Genomic DNA, 887 nt, shown 5'->3' on the forward strand with positions numbered 1-887 from the left:
TGGAAGGTACAAAGTATATCTTAGCAGTACCAAACTTTAGTGATGGTAGAAGAGAAGATGTAATCGAAGCCATTACTGGAGTATTGAAGAATCGTGAAGGAGTTACATTAGTAAGTGTAGAACCAGAACATGATTTCAATAGAACAGTAGTGACTATATTAGGTGAACCAAAACCATTAAAAGAAGCATTAATTGAAATGGCTGGAAAGTCCTATGAGCTTATTGATATGAGAGAACAAAAGGGCTCTCATCCAAGAATAGGTGGTCAAGATACAATACCTCTATTCCCATTTATGAATATTACCTTAGAAGAAACTAAAGAATTAGCAGAAGAAATAGGAAAAGAATTATTTGATAAATATCAAGTTCCTATATACTTTGCAGGAGCAAATGCTAGAACAGAAGATAAAAAGAGTATTTCCTTATTAGAAAAGGACAATATGAAGGACTGAAAGCATTATTAGATGATGAAAACCATCCAGACCACGAAGCAAGACGTCCAGATTTATCAGTAGATGGTAAATTAAGTCCACAATATGGAGCAACCATAGTATCAGCAGATATGGAAGGACTAACAGCATATAACGTTTTCTTGGGAACAGAAGATGTAAATATAGCCAAACAAATAGCAAAGGCAGTAAGAGGACCAAGTGGCGGATATTCAACAGTTAGAGCCGTAGGAATCAAATTCCCGGAAAGAGACGGAGTAGTAGTATCCATGAATATGTTTGACTGTGCTCAAACACCATTATATAGAACATTTGAACTAGTAAAATTAGAAGCACAAAAATATGGTGTAGCAGTAACAGGATCAGAACTAGTAGGACCAGTTAAATTAGAGTATTTATTAAATAACTTAAATCATTATTTAGGGCTACAAGGCTTGA

General features: G+C 34.7%; 2 pseudogenes. Both read left to right on the plus strand.

Annotation, left to right across the window (positions count from 1 at the left end):
- Positions 1-452, plus strand: a pseudogene (locus CIW83_RS24095) (glutamate formimidoyltransferase); the annotation flags it as partial.
- 110 nt (positions 453-562) lie between these two features.
- A pseudogene (locus tag CIW83_RS24100) lies at positions 563-887 on the plus strand (glutamate formimidoyltransferase); the annotation flags it as partial.

The organism is Tissierella sp. P1 (assembly GCF_002266425.1).
In the GTDB taxonomy this organism is placed as follows: Bacteria; Bacillota; Clostridia; order Tissierellales; family Tissierellaceae; genus Tissierella; species Tissierella carlieri.